Below are 13,631 nucleotides of genomic sequence, written 5' to 3' on the forward strand. Positions count from 1 at the left end.
CCCTTATTGGGATGGATAGTTTGCGCTGACCTCGACACAGCTGAGAGTGGGTAGGGCTGCGTATGGCCGTCGATCCGTTGATCGAGCTGCGTGACGTCAACAAGTACTACGGGAAGTTGCACGTCCTTCAGAACATCAGCCTCACCGTCGGCCGCGGTGAGGTGGTGGTGGTCATCGGCCCGTCCGGGTCGGGCAAGTCGACGCTCTGCCGGGCGGTGAACCGGCTGGAGACGGTCGAGTCGGGCACCATCCTCATCGACGGAAAGCCCCTCCCCGAAGAAGGCCGCGGGCTCGCCAGGCTGCGCGCCGATGTGGGAATGGTCTTCCAGTCCTTCAATCTCTTCGCGCACAAGACCGTGCTCGCGAATGTCTCCCTCGCCCAGGTCAAGGTGCGGGGGCGCGACAGGGAGGACGCCGACAGGCGGTCCCGCGGACTTCTGGAGCGGGTGGGCCTCGCCGACCAGGCAGACAAAAGCCCGGCGCAGCTGTCCGGCGGCCAGCAGCAGCGCGTGGCCATCGCCCGCGCCCTCGCCATGGACCCCAAGGCCCTCCTCTTCGACGAGCCGACCTCGGCGCTCGACCCGGAGATGATCAACGAAGTCCTCGAAGTCATGCGGCAGCTCGCCCGCGAGGGCATGACCATGATCGTCGTCACGCACGAGATGGGCTTCGCCCGCTCCGCGGCCCACCGCGTCGTCTTCATGTCCGACGGCCGCATCGTCGAGGACCGCACGCCCGAGGAATTCTTCACCGCCCCCAAGAGCGACCGTGCCAAGGACTTCCTCTCCAAGATCCTCAAGCACTGACGGGCAGGTGTACGGACACATGAAGCGCACCCCCCGCACCCCCCGGACCCCCCGCGCCTCCCGGACCCCCCCCACGATCGCCGCTCTCGTGCTCGGCCTGCTTGCCCTGACCGCCGTCGCCTGCGGCAAGGAGGGCAGCCCGCCGGTCAAGGGCCCGCAGCCCGGGAAACTGCCCACGTACCAGGTGGCGAAGGACTTCCGGCTGCCCGAGTCCGGCACCTGGCAGAAGGCGAAGCGGCGGGGCCATCTCGTGGTCGGTGCCAAGGAGGACCAGCCGTACCTGGGTGAGAAGGACCCCGCCACCGGCCGCTACTCGGGCTTCGACATCGAGATCGCGAAGATGGTCGCCGCGTCGCTCGGCTTCGGCCCCAAGACCGTCCAGTTCAGGACGATCGCGTCGGCCAACCGCGAAACCGCCCTGCAGAACGGCCAGATCGACTACTACGTCGGCACCTACACCATCAACGACAACCGCAAGAAGCTCGTCGGCTTCGCCGGCCCCTACTACCTGGCCGGCCAGTCCCTCCTGGTGCGTACCGACGAGGACGACATCCACGGGCCGCAGGACCTCGACGGCAAGCGCGTGTGCTCCGCCGCCGGATCCACCCCCTTCCAGCGGATCGAGGCGGACTACCCGAAGGCCGACCTCGTCGCGTACGACACGTACTCCGTCTGCGTGGACAACCTGCTGACCTACCAAATCGACGCCGTCACCACCGACGACGCCATCCTCATCGGCTACGCCGCCAAGGTGCCCGACGAACTCAAGACCGTCGGCAAGCCCTTCTCGGAAGAGCCGTACGGCATCGGTGTCCCGCGCGCCGACAACGCGCTGCGCTTCGCCATCGACGACGCCCTCGCGGCCAACGAGAAGAACGGGAACTGGAAGAAGGCGTATGACGCGACGCTCGGCCTCTCCGGCGTGCCGGCCCCGAAGCCGCCCACGATCGACCGCTACCCGGCGAGCTGAGGGAGCCGCACGCCATGGACGTACTCACCGAGAACTTCTCCCTCTACGGCAAGGGCTTCCTCGGCACCGTCGAACTCACGGTCTACGCCTCCCTCCTCGCCCTGGTACTCGGCTTCGTCATGGCCTCCTTCCGCGTGGCGCCCGTCGGCTCGCTGCGGGTACTGGGCACCGTCTGGGTCACCGTGCTGCGCAACACCCCACTGACCCTGCTGTTCTTCGCCGTCCTGCTCGGCCTGCCGCGCTTCGGGCTCGTGCTGCCGTTCCAGCTCTTCGCGGTGCTCGCCCTCGGCTGCTACACCTCGGCCTTCATCTGCGAGGCGCTGCGCTCCGGCATCAACACCGTGCCGCTGGGGCAGGGCGAGGCCGCCCGCAGCCTCGGCATGACGTTCCGTCAGAGCTTGGGCGCGGTCGTGCTGCCGCAGGCTTTCCGCTCCGTCATCCCGCCGATCGGCTCCACGCTCATCGCGCTCGCCAAGAACTCGGCGATCGCCGGGGCGTTCAGCGTCACCGAGCTGCTCGGGACGTACAAGCCCCTCAACGAGCTGGGCTACAGCATCATCTGGACCTTCGTCTGGATCGCCGTCGGATACCTGATCATCACCCTGTCCATCAGTGCGCTCTTCAACGTGCTGGAGCAGCGCTGGGGAGTCGCCCGATGACCGCGACTTCCTCAGCCCTCTACGACATCCCCGGCCCCCGGACCCGCAAGCGGCACCTCCTGTACGGCGTCCTGTCGACCGTGCTCATCCTCGTCCTGGCCGGCTGGCTGCTGTATCTGCTGTTCGACACCGAACAGTTCACCTCGGCCAAATGGACTCCCTTCGAGTACGAGGGAATCCAGGAGCTGCTGCTGCGCGGACTGGGCAACACCCTCAAGGCCTTCGCGTACGCCGCCGTGCTCTCGCTCGCGCTCGGCGCGCTCCTCGCGACCGGCAGGCTCTCCGACCACCGTCCGCTGCGCCGGTTGGCGACGCTTCTGGTCGAGTTCTTCCGCGCCATGCCCGTACTGGTGATGATTTTCTTCATCTTCGTGGCGCTGAAGGTCCAGCCGCTGCCCGCTCTGGTGGCCGGACTGACGCTGTACAACGGCTCGGTGCTCGCCGAGGTGTTCCGTGCGGGGGTCAACTCCGTGGAAAGGGGGCAGCGGGAGGCAGCGTACTCACTCGGTATGCGAAAGACTCAGGTCATGGCGTACGTCCTGGTACCGCAGGGAGTGCGGGCCATGTTGCCGGCCATCATCAGCCAGTTGGTGGTCGCGCTGAAGGACACCTCGCTCGGTTTCCTGATCACCTATGAGGAGTTCCTCCACGCCGGAAAACTCATCGCGTCCAATCTCGACTACGATTTGCCGTTCATCCCCGTAGTGATGGTGATCTCGCCGATCTACATCGGGATGTGCATGCTGCTCTCCTGGTTCGCCCAGTGGGTGGCCAAGCGGGAGAAGCGCAGTCCCAAGACCGAGGCCGTGGATGTGGGTCCGGCCGACGTGGGCACGCTGCTGCCGGGCGTGCGTTAGTTCAATACAAGGGCACGTGCCTGCCCGGCAGCAGCCGGAGATCACTTGTCGCGCAGTGGGACCGACACGTATGACGGGTCGGACTCGGGCGACGAGAAGGTCAGCTGCGCGCCGGACGGGTTGTGTTCGATGTAGAGCGGGTCGACGGTGTCGACCACCAGGGCCAGCCGGTGGCCTGCCGGGACGTCGTAGGCGGTGGAGAACAGCTCCAGGTCGACGGGGAACGGCTTGCCGGGTGTCCGGCCGTGGAAGGTGTACGGCGCATTGCTGACCAGCTTGCCGAGGCCGAGCGGGCCCACGTCGTAGAGGTATGCGACGAGGGTGCCGCTCTCCTTGGTGCTGGAGAGCGTCGTGTGGAGCTTGGCGGTGCCGCGCACGCGCTGGGTCTCGGCGTACCGCTCGGACTGCCAGACCGAGGCGTAGGAGCGCGGCAGCAGCGGTATGGATGCCATCGGCGGCAGCTTCAGGAACTGGTCGAGGGCGTTGGACAGCAGGATGACTCCGCCGTTGGCGCCCGAATCGACGTTCGCGTGGATGGTTTTGTCGCCACCCATGGCGATCTTCCGCTGGTTCGCACCGACGGACTTCCAGTCGGCGTAGCCCTCGTAGGCGCCGGTGGAGCGTGACTTGAGCTGAACCGGCTGCTCGCCGTCGATGCCGTTCACGGCGCCGTTGAGGTGGTGGTCGAACCAGCGCTGGGCGTTGGTCCAGACGTCGTTCGGCAGCCCGAGCAGGCCGGTGGCCTCGGCGGTGGCGTGGTCGCCGGGGCGCAGCTCCAGACGCTTGGGCCCGGTGAGCTTTTCGTAGAAGTCCGCGTACTGGTTGGGCGGGAAGATGGTGTCGCCCCACGCGTTGCCCAGCATGATCGCCGAGCCGTTCTTGTTGATCTGATCGAGGTAGGTGGCGGGGGAGCGCTTCTTCCCCCAGTCGATCATTTCCTGCTCCTTGGCCAGGTTGGAGCCGAGGAAGTCCTTCATCGTCTGCTGGAGTTCGGGGCTCGGGCGGCCGGTGAGTTCGCCCGCGCCGCTGAGCATCGCCGCGGCCTGGAGGTGCTGCGTACGGCCGCTGTAGATGGAGTCGATGAGGTCGGCCCAGCCGCTCATCGCCACGACCGCCTTGATCCGCTTGTCGTGTCCGGCGGCGAGGAGGCTGATTCCGGCGCCGTACGAGACGCCGGCCATGCCGACCTTCGCCGGATCGGCGGGGGTGTTGGCGAGTGCCCAGTCGATGACCTTGGAGGCGTCGGCGATGTCCGGCGGGCCGGCGACCTCGATGTTGCCGCCGGACTGCCAGAAGCCGCGGGAGTTGTAACTGACCACGACGTAGCCGGAGTCGGCGAGCTTCTTGGCCTGGGCGACGTACTCGATCTGCGGCATGGCCCAGCTGGTCGGCAGCACGATCACCGGGTACGTGCGGCTGCCGTCGGCGCCGGCCGGGGTGAAGACGTTGGCTTTGAGTACGGTTCCGCCGTCGCCGGCGATGTCGACGAACCGTACGCCGGGGAGAGCGTCGGTCGCCGCCGCGGGCTGCTGCGCGGGGGCAGCGGTGGCCTGGGCTGTGGGAGCCACGCCAGTGGCGGTCCCGGCGAGCAGTACGGCGGCGGTGGCGGCGCCTGCCGTAGTGCCGCGCAGGGACATGTGGGGGTGTCTCACGGGTCACTCCTCACTCGTGTCAGTGCAAAGTGACCCGACGGTAACCTGCGTCGCTTACCGTTGGTAACTCCCCGGTAAGTTACGTCGGGGTAACAATTATTGGACGACGTGTCAGTGCGCGGCGGTCTTCAGCGCGCTCTTCGTCTGCCAGTCGGCCCAGGAAAGGTTCCACTCGCCGTAACCGTTGTTGGGCGCGACCGTGCCCTTGGCGTCGTCACCGGTCATCTCGAACGGGTCTCCGACCTGCACGTGGCGGTAGATCCACTCGGCGTCCTTGTCGCTCATGCCGACGCAGCCGGAGCTCTTGTTGGCCTTGCCGAGGTACGCCTTGTTCCAGGGCGCGGCGTGCGCGTACATCCCGGACCAGGTCAGCCGCATCGAGGAGTCGACCATCTTGTCGTAGGCGTCACCGAGGCCCACGGTCTCGGAGCGCATGTTGATCGTGCCCTCCTTGGACATCAGGACGGCCGTGCCGCGCCACGAGGCCTTGTCGCCGCCGGGCGTGCCGGCCGACATGGGCACGTCCTTGACCAGCTTTCCGTCACGCATCAGCTTGAGGCGGTGCTTGTCGAGGTCGACCTTGACGATCTGCTGCTCGCCGATGGTGAAGTGGGTGGCGTAGTCGCGTGCGAACCAGCCACCGTCGGCGCCCGAGTCGACGCCGTCGAGGTCCGCCTTCAGGGAGACCTTCGTGCCCGGCTTCCAGTACTCCTTGGGGCGCCAGTCGACGCGGTCCTTGCCGGAGTAGTCCCGCATCCAGCCCCAGGAGCCCTCGGTGCCGTTCGAGGTGGACACCTTGAGGCGCTCCTCGACATCGGCCTTGTTCTTGACCGGGTGGTCGAAGGAGACCGACAGGGGCTGGGCGATGCCGACGGTGGTCTTGTGGCCCGGGGTCAGGTTGACCTTGTTGACCTTGTCGCGGGCTGCCGGGGTGGCGGCGGCCTTCGGGCTGCCGTCGGGATCGTCCGCGCCATGGCCGGGCTGCTCTCCGTGGAGGTTCACCGAGGCCCCGGGGTTCTTTTCGGACAGGGCGGCCGCGTCCGCCTTGGCGGCCCCGCCGGGGGAACAGGCGGTGAGCGCGACGGTGAGCGTCGCGGTGCCGGCCAGCAGGGCGCGGCGGCGGTAGCGGGGGAGGGGGCGGTCGTGCGTGGGGCTTGAGCGGCTCAAGGAGAAAACCTCCGGTGCGATGTCTGTCGTCCCGAAGAGCCGATTGAACAGGGAGTGGTTGCGTGAATGACAGCAAATTCACCCAAATCCGCTGTGACAAATGCCGCAGAAGGGGAGGACCTATGGCCCTGACGGCCGCGTACGCGGTCTTGTCGGGACCCGGTGCCTGGGTCAACGTGAGGACCGACACAGCCGTACCTCCCGATCGGAGACGCCGTGGCCCCCTTCGTACTCCCGCACACGCTGCTCGGCGACGGACCCCACCAGGTCATCGCCGTGCACGGCTGGCTCGCTGACCGCAACGCCTACGCCGCCGTCCTGCCGGATCTCGACACCCGTTCCTTCAGCTACGCCGTCGTCGATCTGCGCGGCTACGGCGAGGCCAAGGACGCACCGGGGCGGTATACGACGGCCGAGGGCGCGGCGGACGTGCTCGCGCTCGCCGACCGGCTCGGCTGGGACTCCTTCTCGCTCGTCGGACACTCGATGGGCGGCTCGGTCGGCCAGCGCGTCCTGGCCGCCGCGCCGCAGCGGGTGCGGCGCCTGGTCGGCGTATCGCCCGTGCCGGCGAGCGGGCTGCCGATGCCGCCCGAGCAGTGGGAGCTCTTCGCCGGAGCGGCCGACCGTCCCGCGAACCGCCGCATCATCTTCGACTCCACGACCGGCGGGAACCGCCCGGCCGCCTGGCTGGACCGCATGGTGCGCCAGTCGGTCGAGCAGAGCGCCCCCAAGGCCTTCGGTGCCTGGTTCGAATCCTGGGCCGGTGACGACTTCCACGCCGAGGTCAAGGGCTGCGACGTACCCGCCCTCGCGGTGACAGGGGCCCTGGACCCGGCGCTGAGCGCCGAGCTGATGCGCCGGACCTGGCTGAGCTGGTTCCCCCGCGCCGCGCTCACCGAACTGCCGGGCGCCGGTCACTACGCAATGGACGAGACGCCGCTCCAGCTGATCCGTACGGTCGAGGACTTCCTGCGCGCATGAGCGATGTTGATGTTCCTGACGTGCCTGACGTATTCGACCCCCGGCTGTACGGCGCCGGGCTGCCGCACGAGGCCTTCCGGGTGCTGCGCGACCGGCACCCGGTGGCCCGCCAGGAGGAGTACGAAGTGCTGGGCTGGCCCGCCGGACCCGGCTTCTGGGCGGTGACGCGCCACCGCGACGTCCTGGGCGTACTCAAGGACTCGCTGACCTACTCCTCCGCGCTGGGCGCCACCCAGATCCGCGATCCCGACCCGGCCGACCTGCCCTTCATCCGCCGCATGATGCTCAACCAGGATCGACCCGGGCACGGCCGACTGCGGCGGCTGGTCAGCCGGGCCTTCACTCCTGGGCGCACCGACCGCTTCGAGGCGTCCGCGCGGGCGAGGGCCCGGGCGCTGCTCGGCGCGGCCAGGGACGCCGGGCCCGTCTTCGACCTGGTCACAGCCGTCACAGACGACTACGCCTTGCTCAACCTCGCCGACCTGCTGGGCGTACCGGGGAGCGACCGTGGTCTGCTGCTCAAGTGGACCGAGCGGGTCATCGCCTACCAGGACCCCGACGAGCCGCCCGTCCTGGGACCCGACGGGAAGCCGGTCAATCCGCGCTCCCCGGCCATGCTCCAGGAGATGTTCGCGTACGCGCAGGAGCTCGCGGCGCACAAGCGAGGCCACCCCGGGGACGACATCATGACCTCGCTCGCGCACTCGGAGCTGCTGGACGCCGAGCTGGAGATGTTCTTCTTCCTGCTGACGGTGGCGGGCAACGACACGGTACGCAGCGCCGCCCCCGGCGGCTTCCTCGCGCTGGCCGAGCACCCGGATCAGCAGCGCGGACTGCGTGCCGGTGACGTGCCGCTGTCCACGGCCGTCGAGGAGCTGCTGCGCTGGCACCCACCCGTCCTGACGTTCCGCCGCACCGCGGCCAGGGACGCGGAACTCGCCGGTCAGCAGGTGCGTACGGGCGACAAGGTCGTCGTATTCCACGCCTCGGCCAACTACGACGAGCGGGTCTTCGACACCCCGCACCGCCTCGACCTGGCCCGGTCACCCAACCCGCACGTCTCCTTCGGCGACGGCCCGCACGTCTGCCTCGGCGCACACTTCGCCCGGCTTCAGCTGCGGGTCCTGCACGAGGAGGCGCTGCGCGCGCCCGCCCTGGAGCTCGCGGGCCCGCCGCGCCGCCTCGTCTCCAACTTCATCAACGGCATCAAGTCCCTGCCCCTGCGGTTCGCGGGCTGACGGGCACCGGGGCCGGCGCCTGGGCCGCGCGGGTCACGTCGGCGACCAGCTCCACCACGTCCGGGCCGTACGCCTCGGAGTTGACGACCTTCAGCAGCAGGCAGAAGGAACCGTTGCCGTACTTGCGGGCCAGCTTCTCGTGGTTGCGGGCGAGGTAGCGGGTCGCGGCCTGGTTGGTGATGGCCCGCTGCCCACAGAAGAGGAAGACCGGCCGGACCCCCTGACCACCGGTCAGGCGCGCCAGCACGACGTACTCGACCGCACCGGGCTCCATGCGGTAGAGCTCGCCGCCTATCCGGAGGGTGGCCCGGTCGGAGACCGGATCGGGATCGGTGTTGACCCGGAGGCCGGGGAGCAGGCTCCGAAGGTGGGCGGCCATGCGGCGGTTCGACGCGGGACCCCCGACGCAGAACTCCGTGCGCTCGCCGAAGCCCTGCTGTGCGACGTCGTGGGAGAGGATCTGCGCGTGCGCCCCGCAGTCCTTGATGACGGCGGCGAGTTCGAGAAGCGCGAAGACGTCGAACCGGTGCACGCCGTCGCCGCCCACCTCGCGGTTCACCACGAGCAGCGACTCGGAGTTCGTGGGCAGCCCCAGGAACGCCTGCTTGCGGCGCAGCTTGCGCCGCCACAGGTACGTACGGGTGAGCCAGCCGAGTGAAGCGCTGAGTCCGGCCGCGATCACGCCGAGCACGATGTTGCGTACGTCGTCAGTCATGGGGCGGCATGCTAGCGCCACGGCGCACCGGTGTTCGACGGGGTCCTGACGGGCATGGTGTCGTGAAGTTACGCTGCGCGGACACGTGTTGACTGGAGGTACGCATGCGCCGCTCCACGGTACGAGTGCTGTCGCTTTGGGCCGCTGCGGCGGTGGTGGTCTCGGTGAGTGCCACCGCCCCGTCCGCCGTTCCCGCGACGGCACCACCCCCACCACCCGTCAAGACACCGGTCGCCGCCGGATACGGGGGAGCGGTCGCGAGCGTCGACGCCGACGCCTCGGCCGCCGGGATCGAGGTCCTGAGGCGGGGTGGCAACGCGGTCGACGCGGCGGTCGCGACGGCGGCCGCGCTCGGTGTGACCGAGCCGTACTCGGCGGGCATCGGCGGTGGCGGCTACTTCGTCTACTACGACGCCAAGTCCCGCACCGTACGCACGGTCGACGGCCGTGAGACCGCGCCGCTCAGCGCCGACAAGTCCCTCTTCCTGGAGGACGGCAAGCCCATCCCGTTCGCCGAGGCGATGACGAGCGGGCTCGGCGTTGGTACGCCCGGCACACCGGCCACCTGGGACAGAGTGCTCGACGAGTGGGGCACCAAGCCCCTGCGGACGCTGCTGGAACCGGCGGAGAAACTCGCGCGCGACGGATTCACGGTCGACGCGACGTTCCGCTCGCAGACGGCGGCGAACGAGGCACGGTTCCGGGCCTTCCCCGACACGGCGAAGCTGTTCCTGCCGGGCGGGAAGCTGCCGGTGGTGGGGTCGCGGATCAAGAACCCCGATCTGGCGCGTACGTACGACAAGCTGGGCCGCGGTGGGGTGGGGGAGCTGTACCGGGGCGACATCGCCCGTGACATCGTCCGTACGGTCCGGAAGCCTCCGGTCGACCCCTCGGCGACCAGGGTGGTGCGGGCCGGTGATCTGACGGCGAAGGACCTGCGGAAGTACGGCACGCTGGACCAGGCGCCGACGAAGGTCTCGTACCAGGGGCTCGACGTGTACGGCATGGCACCGTCGTCCTCGGGTGGTACGACGGTGGGGGAGGCGCTCAACATCCTTGAGCGCACCGACCTTTCTCCCGATGCGGCCTCGGATGCGCAGTACCTGCACCGCTTCATCGAGGCGAGCCGGATCGCGTTCGCGGACCGGGGGCGGTGGGTCGGCGACCCGGCCTTCGAGGACGTACCGGTGAAGGGCCTGCTGTCGCAGCGGTTCGCGGACTCGCGCGAGTGCCTCATCCGGGACGACGCGGTGCTGAAGAGCCCGCTGGCGCCGGGCGACCCGCGAAAGCCCGGCGGTGCGTGCGGTGCTGGGGGGACGGCTGCTCCGACGACGTACGAGGGCGAGAACACGACGCACCTGACGGCAGCCGACAAGTGGGGCAACGTCGTCGCGTACACGCTGACCATCGAGTCGACGGGCGGCAGCGGCATCACGGTGCCGGGGCGGGGCTTCCTGCTCAACAATGAGCTGACGGACTTCTCCTTCGCCCCCGCCAACCCGGCGGTCCACGACCCGAACCTGCCGGGGCCCGGTAAGCGTCCGCGCTCGTCCATGTCCCCGACGATCGTGCTGGAGAACGGGCGGCCGCTGCTCGCGCTCGGTTCGCCGGGCGGCGCGACCATCATCACGACGGTGCTCCAGACCCTGACGGGGCACCTGGACCGCGGGCTGCCGCTGGTCGACGCGATCGCGGCGCCGCGGGCGAGTCAGCGGAACGCGGAGACGACGGAGCTCGAACCGGGTCTGTGGAACAGCCCTGTCCGGGCTGAACTCGAAGCCATTGGCCATGCGTTCAGGCAGAACCCGGAGATCGGTGCGGTGACGGGGGTGCAGCGGCTGCCGGACGGGCGGTGGCTCGCGGCGGCGGAGAAGGTACGGCGGGGCGGGGGCTCGGCGATGGTGGTGACTCCGAGCGGCGGCATGAGGCCGTAGCCCCTGCGGGGGGCCATTTCCCCACCCCGCCCCTTCCCGAACTGGGGCGCTGCCCCAGACCCCGGACGCCCTTCGGGCGTGTCCTCAATCGCCGGACGGGCTGGATTTTGCGGCAACTCTCAGCCCCTCCGGCGATTGAGGAGCGGGCTCTGGGGCAGCGCCCCAGTTCGGGCTCACAGCCGCGTCAGCACCCGCGGCCCCGCATCCGTGATCGCCACGGTGTGTTCCGCGTGCGCGGCCCGGCTGCCGTCGGACGTGCGCAGCGTCCATCCGTCCGGGTCCGGATGGAACCCGTCCCGCCCCCCACCGATCAGCATCGGCTCAATCGCCAGCACCATGCCGTGCCGCAGTACGAGCCCGCGCCCCGCCCGCCCCTCGTTCGGCACCTCGGGGCCCTCGTGCATCGTGCGGCCCACGCCGTGGCCGCCGAAGCCCTGCGGGATGCCGTACCCCGCCGACCGGCAGACGCGGCCGATCGCGTGGGCGATGTCGCCGATGCGGTTGCCGGGGACGGCGGCCGCGATGCCCGCGTCCAGCGCCTCGCGGGCGGTATCGGCCAGGCGTACGTCGTCGGGGCGGGCCGTGCCGACGCTGAAGGTGACGGCCGAGTCGCCGACCCAGCCGTCGAGCGTCGCGCCGCAGTCGATGCTGACGAGGTCGCCGTCGCGCAGGCGGTAGCCGGTCGGGACGCCGTGCACGATCGCGTCGTTGACGGAGGTGCAGATGACGGCGGGGAAGGGAACGGGAGCCCAGTCCGGGTGGTAGTTCAGGAAGGGCGACGACGCTCCGGCCCTCCGCAGGACCGCCCGCGCCGCCTCGTCCAGCTCGCGCAGACTGACGCCGACACCGGCCGCCTCCTGTACGGCGGTCAGCGCCTGGGCGACCACCCGCCCCGCCTCGCGCATCGCGTCCACCGAAGAATCCGTCTTGATCTCAACCATGCCAATTATTATACCGGTCCAAGCGGTATTAGAATGACGGCATGGTACGTACCCCCCTCACCCCCGAAGAACGCGAACGCGGCGAACGGCTCGGCCAGTTGCTTCGCCAGGCGCGCGGCGACCGCACCATGGTGGACGTCGCGGCCCACGCCGGCCTCTCCGCCGAAACCCTGCGCAAAATCGAGACGGGCCGGGCCCCGACCCCCGCCTTCTTCACCGTGGCGGCACTGGCGGGCGTACTGGGCCTGTCCATGGACGAGGTGGCAGCCCGCTGCGCCCTGGTGCCCGCGTGACCCTGGCGCCCCGCGTGACCCGCACGCCCCGCCGCGCCGCCCGCGTCGCGGTACTCGACCCGCGGGGCGCGGTGTTCCTGCTGCGGTACGACAACGAAGAGGCCGGCCCTCACTGGGCGATGCCCGGCGGCGGTCTCGACCCGGGGGAGAGCCCGCGGGAAGGCGCCGCGCGGGAGCTCCGGGAGGAGACCGGGTGGGCAGATCTCGTGCCCGGCGCGCTGCTCTGCACCTGGGGGCACGACTTCACGCGGGCCGGTGTGCCCGTACAGCAGCACGAGCACATCTATCGCGCCGACGGGCCGCGCCGGGAGCCCCTCGGTCAGATCGCCGCCGCCGTCCATGCCGAGGAAGGCATCCTCGGATGGCACTGGTGGACGCCGGGTGAACTGGCGGCGCGCACCGAGGCGGTCTGGCCGCCGCAGTTGGCCCCGCTGCTCCGGGCCGCGCCCGGCGCTCCGCCCGTCGACCTCGGCTTCGTGCCGACCCCGCCCGCCCCGGGAGCACCTGCCGGAGCCGGCTGAGGCGCGTGAGGCGTGCGGCGTGGTCGTAGTCTCGGAGGCATGACTTCCGACCAGGATTCGCTCGCCGTGCTCGGCCGCAGCCCGTACGTCAGCCTGACGACCTTCCGCAAGAACGGCACGGGGGTCGCCACACCGGTGTGGGCGGCCTCCGACGGCGCCGAACTGTACGTGTGGACCAAGGCCGATTCCTGGAAGGTCAAGCGCATCCGCAACGACAAGCGGGTCGTCGTGACGGCGTGCGACGTGCGCGGACGCGTCACGGACGGCGCGCCGTCCGCCGAGGGCACCGCGCGGCTGCTGGACTCGGACGGCCTGCGCAAGGCGCGCAGGCTCCTCGCGCGCAAGTACACGTGGCAGTTCTGGTTCACCGACGTGCCCGCCACGATCGTCCGGCTCGGCAAGCGGCCGCACGTCGGTATCGCCATCACTCTCTGATCGCACCGTATGAGCAGTCTGCCACTTCGACGAAAGCTCCCTGTAGCCGTGCCGTAACACAACTGCGGTCGAATGCCTGCGGACCGGATGGTTCCACGGCGTCGGTGACAGCTGGGCAGAGGCGAGGCGGCTATGACGGTGAGTCAACTCCCGGAGGAGGCCGAGGCGTTCGCGCGCTACCTGCGCGAACTGACGGCGCTCGTCGACACGGGCGCCGGCTGGTGCGGCGTCTTCTGGCAGCGCGACCCCGACGGCATGCGGGCCTGCCTGGAAGGCACCGAACTCCCGCCGTGGGACGTACTGGAGGCCCTGCTCCAGGACCTGGCCGCCGGGCACGGCGCGCCGGCCGCCGAGCGTGAGACCGTATGTCGGCTACGCGGACCGGCACGTGACGGGTCTGCTCGTCTACCACAACCTCGCCTACATCGAGAAGGGCACCAACGCCGAGGGGGGCATCCCGCC

Annotated in this window: 14 protein-coding genes and 1 pseudogene; 11 read left to right on the forward strand and 4 right to left on the reverse strand. The window is 69.8% G+C overall.

Annotation, left to right across the window (positions count from 1 at the left end):
* Positions 1 to 62: 62 nt before the first annotated feature.
* The 4 genes from ABZX79_RS35140 to ABZX79_RS35155 are packed head-to-tail and all read left to right on the forward strand — an operon-like array spanning position 63 to position 3,292.
* The gene (locus ABZX79_RS35140; RefSeq protein WP_355267215.1) at positions 63 to 806 is read left to right on the forward strand and encodes an amino acid ABC transporter ATP-binding protein; all 744 of its coding nucleotides are present in this window, start codon (positions 63 to 65) and stop codon (positions 804 to 806) included.
* A 19-nt stretch (positions 807 to 825) separates the two neighbouring features.
* Positions 826 to 1,776 carry a glutamate ABC transporter substrate-binding protein gene (locus tag ABZX79_RS35145; protein WP_355267218.1) on the forward strand — a complete coding sequence of 317 codons (951 nt, stop codon included), beginning with the start codon at positions 826 to 828 and terminating at the stop codon, positions 1,774 to 1,776.
* 14 nt (positions 1,777 to 1,790) lie between these two features.
* Positions 1,791 to 2,435 (forward strand): amino acid ABC transporter permease, encoded by a 645-nt coding sequence (locus tag ABZX79_RS35150; protein WP_355267221.1) that lies wholly within the window; start codon positions 1,791 to 1,793, stop codon positions 2,433 to 2,435.
* A complete protein-coding gene (locus ABZX79_RS35155; protein WP_355267224.1) occupies positions 2,432 to 3,292 on the forward strand; it encodes an amino acid ABC transporter permease in 861 nt (286 codons plus the stop codon). The genes ABZX79_RS35150 and ABZX79_RS35155 overlap by 4 nt, the downstream gene beginning before the upstream one ends.
* A 41-nt stretch (positions 3,293 to 3,333) precedes the next feature.
* On the opposite strand, the gene ABZX79_RS35160 is transcribed toward ABZX79_RS35155, so the two are convergent.
* Positions 3,334 to 4,929 (reverse strand): alpha/beta fold hydrolase, encoded by a 1,596-nt coding sequence (locus tag ABZX79_RS35160; protein ID WP_355267258.1) that lies wholly within the window; start codon positions 4,927 to 4,929, stop codon positions 3,334 to 3,336.
* A 126-nt stretch (positions 4,930 to 5,055) separates the two neighbouring features.
* Entirely contained in the window at positions 5,056 to 6,111 is a 1,056-nt protein-coding gene (locus tag ABZX79_RS35165; RefSeq protein ID WP_355267227.1) for a L,D-transpeptidase, read from the reverse strand.
* 216 nt (positions 6,112 to 6,327) lie between these two features.
* Here ABZX79_RS35165 and ABZX79_RS35170 point away from each other — a divergent pair, with 216 nt between their 5' ends.
* The gene (locus ABZX79_RS35170) at positions 6,328 to 7,092 is read left to right on the forward strand and encodes an alpha/beta hydrolase (protein WP_355267230.1); all 765 of its coding nucleotides are present in this window, start codon (positions 6,328 to 6,330) and stop codon (positions 7,090 to 7,092) included.
* On the forward strand, positions 7,089 to 8,330 hold the full coding sequence (locus ABZX79_RS35175; RefSeq protein ID WP_355267233.1) for a cytochrome P450: 1,242 nt from the start codon (positions 7,089 to 7,091) through the stop codon (positions 8,328 to 8,330). The genes ABZX79_RS35170 and ABZX79_RS35175 overlap by 4 nt, the downstream gene beginning before the upstream one ends.
* On the opposite strand, the gene ABZX79_RS35180 is transcribed toward ABZX79_RS35175, so the two are convergent.
* Positions 8,299 to 9,045 carry a hypothetical protein gene (locus tag ABZX79_RS35180; protein ID WP_355267236.1) on the reverse strand — a complete coding sequence of 249 codons (747 nt, stop codon included), beginning with the start codon at positions 9,043 to 9,045 and terminating at the stop codon, positions 8,299 to 8,301. The genes ABZX79_RS35175 and ABZX79_RS35180 overlap by 32 nt on opposite strands.
* A gap of 104 nt (positions 9,046 to 9,149) precedes the next feature.
* Here ABZX79_RS35180 and ggt point away from each other — a divergent pair, with 104 nt between their 5' ends.
* Positions 9,150 to 10,979 (forward strand): gamma-glutamyltransferase, encoded by a 1,830-nt coding sequence (gene ggt / locus ABZX79_RS35185; protein WP_355267239.1) that lies wholly within the window; start codon positions 9,150 to 9,152, stop codon positions 10,977 to 10,979.
* 173 nt (positions 10,980 to 11,152) lie between these two features.
* Here the strand turns inward: ggt and map are convergent, their stop codons facing one another.
* Complete coding sequence (gene map / locus ABZX79_RS35190; protein WP_355267242.1) at positions 11,153 to 11,920, reverse strand: type I methionyl aminopeptidase; 768 nt, start codon at positions 11,918 to 11,920, stop codon at positions 11,153 to 11,155.
* 41 nt (positions 11,921 to 11,961) lie between these two features.
* On the opposite strand from map, the gene ABZX79_RS35195 reads away from it, so the two are divergent.
* The 4 genes and pseudogenes from ABZX79_RS35195 to ABZX79_RS35210 all read left to right on the forward strand — a co-directional run.
* Entirely contained in the window at positions 11,962 to 12,213 is a 252-nt protein-coding gene (locus ABZX79_RS35195) for a helix-turn-helix transcriptional regulator (protein WP_215126584.1), read from the forward strand.
* Between the two features lie 14 nt (positions 12,214 to 12,227).
* Positions 12,228 to 12,734 carry an NUDIX domain-containing protein gene (locus ABZX79_RS35200; protein WP_355267246.1) on the forward strand — a complete coding sequence of 169 codons (507 nt, stop codon included), beginning with the start codon at positions 12,228 to 12,230 and terminating at the stop codon, positions 12,732 to 12,734.
* 39 nt (positions 12,735 to 12,773) lie between these two features.
* Positions 12,774 to 13,169 carry a PPOX class F420-dependent oxidoreductase gene (locus ABZX79_RS35205; protein WP_355267249.1) on the forward strand — a complete coding sequence of 132 codons (396 nt, stop codon included), beginning with the start codon at positions 12,774 to 12,776 and terminating at the stop codon, positions 13,167 to 13,169.
* Between the two features lie 132 nt (positions 13,170 to 13,301).
* A pseudogene (locus ABZX79_RS35210) lies at positions 13,302 to 13,631 on the forward strand (hypothetical protein); the annotation flags it as partial.

Origin of the sequence: Streptomyces sp. NPDC002994 (genome assembly GCF_040611155.1) — a bacterium.
GTDB lineage: Bacteria > Actinomycetota > Actinomycetes > Streptomycetales > Streptomycetaceae > Streptomyces.

What these genes read in the sequence shown, in the direction of transcription:
- ggt (WP_355267239.1), top strand. Translation starts at nt 9,150, where the DNA reads ATGCGCCGCTCCACGGTACGAGTGCTGTCGCTTTGGGCCGCTGCGGCG.
- ABZX79_RS35150 (WP_355267221.1), top strand. Translation starts at nt 1,791, where the DNA reads ATGGACGTACTCACCGAGAACTTCTCCCTCTACGGCAAGGGCTTCCTC.
- ABZX79_RS35195 (WP_215126584.1), top strand. Translation starts at nt 11,962, where the DNA reads ATGGTACGTACCCCCCTCACCCCCGAAGAACGCGAACGCGGCGAACGG.
- ABZX79_RS35155 (WP_355267224.1), top strand. Translation starts at nt 2,432, where the DNA reads ATGACCGCGACTTCCTCAGCCCTCTACGACATCCCCGGCCCCCGGACC.
- ABZX79_RS35140 (WP_355267215.1), top strand. Translation starts at nt 63, where the DNA reads ATGGCCGTCGATCCGTTGATCGAGCTGCGTGACGTCAACAAGTACTAC.
- ABZX79_RS35175 (WP_355267233.1), top strand. Translation starts at nt 7,089, where the DNA reads ATGAGCGATGTTGATGTTCCTGACGTGCCTGACGTATTCGACCCCCGG.
- ABZX79_RS35205 (WP_355267249.1), top strand. Translation starts at nt 12,774, where the DNA reads ATGACTTCCGACCAGGATTCGCTCGCCGTGCTCGGCCGCAGCCCGTAC.
- map (WP_355267242.1), bottom strand. Translation starts at nt 11,920, where the DNA reads ATGGTTGAGATCAAGACGGATTCTTCGGTGGACGCGATGCGCGAGGCG.
- ABZX79_RS35160 (WP_355267258.1), bottom strand. Translation starts at nt 4,929, where the DNA reads ATGTCCCTGCGCGGCACTACGGCAGGCGCCGCCACCGCCGCCGTACTG.
- ABZX79_RS35180 (WP_355267236.1), bottom strand. Translation starts at nt 9,045, where the DNA reads ATGACTGACGACGTACGCAACATCGTGCTCGGCGTGATCGCGGCCGGA.
- ABZX79_RS35145 (WP_355267218.1), top strand. Translation starts at nt 826, where the DNA reads ATGAAGCGCACCCCCCGCACCCCCCGGACCCCCCGCGCCTCCCGGACC.